The organism is Acinetobacter sp. UBA3025, assembly GCF_002367915.1.
Lineage (GTDB): Bacteria > Pseudomonadota > Gammaproteobacteria > Pseudomonadales > Moraxellaceae > Acinetobacter.
This window is the reverse complement of sequence record NZ_DFDO01000149.1, coordinates 1-3,768: the sequence shown is the minus strand read 5'-3', so window position 1 is coordinate 3,768 and position 3,768 is coordinate 1. Positions and strand designations below refer to the sequence as shown.

Annotated in this window: 4 protein-coding genes; 3 read left to right on the top strand and 1 reads right to left on the bottom strand. The window is 40.0% G+C overall.

Translation table 11 applies throughout. The features are described from left to right. Positions 1 to 188 precede the first annotated feature (188 nt). The 3 genes from B4J23_RS06335 to B4J23_RS06325 all read left to right on the top strand — a co-directional run bounded on the left by B4J23_RS06335 (position 189) and on the right by B4J23_RS06325 (position 2,655). Complete coding sequence (locus B4J23_RS06335) at positions 189 to 1,634, top strand: protein adenylyltransferase SelO (RefSeq protein WP_291359383.1); 1,446 nt, start codon at positions 189 to 191, stop codon at positions 1,632 to 1,634. A gap of 76 nt (positions 1,635 to 1,710) precedes the next feature. Further along, entirely contained in the window at positions 1,711 to 2,085 is a 375-nt protein-coding gene (locus tag B4J23_RS06330; protein WP_291359381.1) for an MmcQ/YjbR family DNA-binding protein, read from the top strand. Between the two features lie 15 nt (positions 2,086 to 2,100). Further along, the gene (locus tag B4J23_RS06325; protein ID WP_180068716.1) at positions 2,101 to 2,655 is read left to right on the top strand and encodes a GNAT family N-acetyltransferase; all 555 of its coding nucleotides are present in this window, start codon (positions 2,101 to 2,103) and stop codon (positions 2,653 to 2,655) included. Between the two features lie 93 nt (positions 2,656 to 2,748). Here B4J23_RS06325 and B4J23_RS06320 read toward each other — a convergent pair. Further along, a partial coding sequence (locus B4J23_RS06320; protein WP_291359377.1) for an amino acid permease occupies positions 2,749 to 3,768 on the bottom strand: 1,020 nt, incomplete at its 5' end.

Here is a 3,768-nt window from a genome sequence, read left to right as displayed (position 1 = left end):
CACTGAATCTGTTAGTACGTAATTTGAAAAAAGCGCCTGTCTCTCAATAAGATTTGAATTCTTAAAAAAGCTCCTGAAATCAGGAGCTTTTTTTATTTCTACTCGTCTTACTTATACTTTCCTTTTACAACAGTTTTAAACAGAGATCTTTGTTATATTGCTTCTATTGCCTAAGTATTTTAACTGCCATGTATTTTAATTCCCGATATCAGACTCTCCCTCCTCGCCTTTATCATCATCAGCCCCCGCTACCTTTAAAAGGTACTAAAGCGGGACATTTTAATGCTGCGCTTGCGGATCAACTGCAATGGTCTGAGGAAGATAAAGCACAATGGGTCGAAATTTGTAGTGGTCAAAAAACCTTTGCTGAGTTTGAACCTTTGGCCATGGTTTATGCTGGCCATCAGTTTGGACAATGGGCAGGACAATTGGGTGATGGACGTGGTTTATTAATCGCCCAGATTCTAGATAAAGATCATCAGACCATTGACCTGCATTTGAAAGGTGCTGGTGCAACGCCGTATTCGCGTATGGGAGATGGTCGTGCAGTCTTACGCTCGGTAATTCGGGAATATCTGGCCGGACATGCCTTAAATGCACTAGGTGTAGAGTCCAGTAATGCGGTTGGTTTTACCTCTTCTGCTCAAGGTGTACAGCGTGAAAAACTGGAACCGGGTGCAATGCTATTACGGACGTCTGACTGTCATATCCGATTTGGACATTTTGAATGGATCAATCAGTATCAGCCAGACCTATTGCCTGTATTCACACAAAAATGTATGGAATGGCATTATCCGCAATGTCTGCAAGCAGAACAGCCTATTCTGGCATTTGCTACCCAAGTGATTCAGCGCACGACAGTGATGATTGCCAAATGGCAGCTGGTCGGATTTGCGCATGGTGTCATGAACACTGACAACCTGAATATTACTGGTTCAACGCTAGACTTTGGCCCTTATGGTTTTATGGAGCGTTTCCGTCCCAACTGGATTAATAACCACTCGGATTATCAGGGTCGTTATACTTATCAGCAGCAACCAAGCATCGGCCACTGGAACTTGTGGATGTGGCTGAATAACCTGATTCCATTATGTCCTGAAAACTATGATGAAGAACAATGGAAACAGGATCTGGCCCAATGTCTGGAACATTATGAACCGACTTTCCTGGAACATTATAAGCATGGCCTAAACCAGAAAATGGGCTTACCGAATTTTCACAAAGACAGTTTTGACTGCGCTATGGCTTTTCTCAGAATCTTGCAAAGCGAGCAACTCGACTATACGCAAAGCTTTATTCGACTGCAAAATCATGAATATGAAGCAATCAAGGATGATTGTTTGGATCGCCGTCAGTTTGAAGCATTCCTGACTCAATATGAAGCGATCCGCGAACATCAGGATATTGAAGAATTAGATGCCGCCATGCAACTCGTCAATCCATACTATATCCTGCGCAATCACATGGCACAGAAAGCAATTGAACTGGCTGAGCGGGATGACTTTTCCGAAGTCGATCGCCTGTTTAAATTATTGAGTCAGCCTTATTTAAAACAGCCAGATCTGGAACACCCTGACGATCTAGGGCCATTGCCGAGTGATGTACCTGAAGTCATGGTAAGTTGTTCATCTTAATTTATTCACAAGACGACCAAAAACTGTGGATAATTCAAGCATTATCCACAGTTTTATTTAGGTTTATTCATAACTTATGACCTTACATCAACTTGCAGCATCATTAGCTTTAAAATTTCCTGAAGTCACTGTGACTCAGCCTTTCGGTGAAGGTTGTGATGTATTCAAAGTGCTAGATAAAGTCTTTATGCTTCAGTTCTATCTTCAAGGCAAAGCTGTCATTAATTTAAAAGTAGCGCCTGATCATGCTGCTATGCTGCGAGATAGTTACTCTTATATCCACGCAGGCTGGCATATGAATAAACGGCACTGGATTTCAGTGTATGAAAATAATGAATTGGATGAACCTCTGATTGAGGACCTAGTACAGAATTCTTATGAATTAGTAATATCGAAATTAAAGAAAGCAGAAAAAGTACGAATTGAATTATTACGAACATTAGAAAAATAAGTGCAGATACCACCGATGACTAAGATCAAACCAATAACATTAAAGACAAAGAGTTTAATTCTTCGCTCCTACCACTGTGGTGATGAAATCAATTTATTTCAAAACTATTTTAGCGATCTAGCAGCGTCAAAATATTTGCAAAGACATCCACATCGGAACCAAACTCAAACTCGACAAACTTTAGAAAACTGGGCGGGACAAAAGTGGGAAAACTCAGATCCTGAGTTTATGTGGATTATTGCAGATCATTTAACCCAGCAACCTATGGGTATTTTGATCTTTATACAAAGGCATGACATTGGAGAAATTCACTTCGGGCTTGGGACTCCTTATCAGGGACAAGGTTTGATGTGTGAAGCGATGACTTCAGTGATCCAATTTTTAAAACAAACTAAAAAACTCAATAGAATTGAAACCTTTTGTGCTACTGAACATTTAGCGTCAAGACAAGTGTTAGAAAAAACAGGTTTTCATAAACAGCAACTGCTTCGTGCTTGGACCATCTTTCCTTTATTGGGAAATGACCTTAAAGACTGTATTCAGTATATTCTGCCACTAAGATCAAAATAAACCTTAACTCATCTAAAAGCTTTAGATATTGCGACAATATGAAAAAAGCCCAATCATTTCTGGTCGGGCTTCTTCTGATTGGAGATTTTAGGCTTAAGCATTCCTTTTATTCAGAAACTTAAACACGCCAAACAACACCGCAATCCACACCGGCAACATTAACACTGACAACATAAAGCCTTGTGTCCACATGATGTATAAAATCATCAGCATAAAAGCTAAAACAAAATAGTTGCTAAACGGCGCAAAGATCGCTGGGAATCCGGTTTGAATCCCCTTTCGTTTGATGGCTTGTCTAAATTTCAAATGAATCAAACTGATCATCATCCAGTTCAATACCGCAGCTGCTACCACAATATAAATCAGGTAACTCAAAGCTTTTTCAGGCACAAAGTAATTCAGGATCACACAGCCAAAGATCAGAAATGCTGAGAACAATACCGCAGCCACAGGCACACCATGTTTATTTACGCTCTTAAATAATTGTGATGCATTCCCTTGTTGAGCCAGCCCCATCAACATACGGCTATTGGCATACATGCCACTATTACAGACTGAAAGTGAAGCAGTTAAAATAATGAAATTCAGTAAATGTGCAGCCCATTCAATCCCCATCTGGCTGAAAATCATTACAAATGGACTATGATCTAAATCGCCTAAATTTAGCTGATTCCATGGTACAAGTGAAAGTAATACGGCAAGCGAGCAGGTATAAAATAAAAATACCCGAATCACAGTTTGATTCACGGCACGTGGAATGTTCTTGTCAGGATTTTCGGTTTCTGCCGCTGCCATACTAATCAGCTCAATACCACCAAAAGCAAACATCATAAAGGCGAGCATATAAAACAGCCCATCAAAGCCATTCGGAAAAAATCCACCATGAATCCATAAATTGCTGATCGAAGCGGTTGAAGTTGCATCGGCAGTGAGGAGTAAATATATGCCAAAGATAATCATTGCAATGATAGCTAAGACTTTAATCATCGATAGCCAGAATTCAGACTCACCATAAATTTTGACATTGGCCAGATTGGCAAGGGTTACCGCTAAAAAGAAAATGAGTACAGATACCCAAGCTGGAATATGTGGCCACCAGTAATTGATATATTT

Coding starts and splice junctions, on each gene's coding strand:
- B4J23_RS06335 (WP_291359383.1), top strand. CDS start 189: ATGTATTTTAATTCCCGATATCAGACTCTCCCTCCTCGCCTTTATCAT.
- B4J23_RS06325 (WP_180068716.1), top strand. CDS start 2,101: ATGACTAAGATCAAACCAATAACATTAAAGACAAAGAGTTTAATTCTT.
- B4J23_RS06330 (WP_291359381.1), top strand. CDS start 1,711: ATGACCTTACATCAACTTGCAGCATCATTAGCTTTAAAATTTCCTGAA.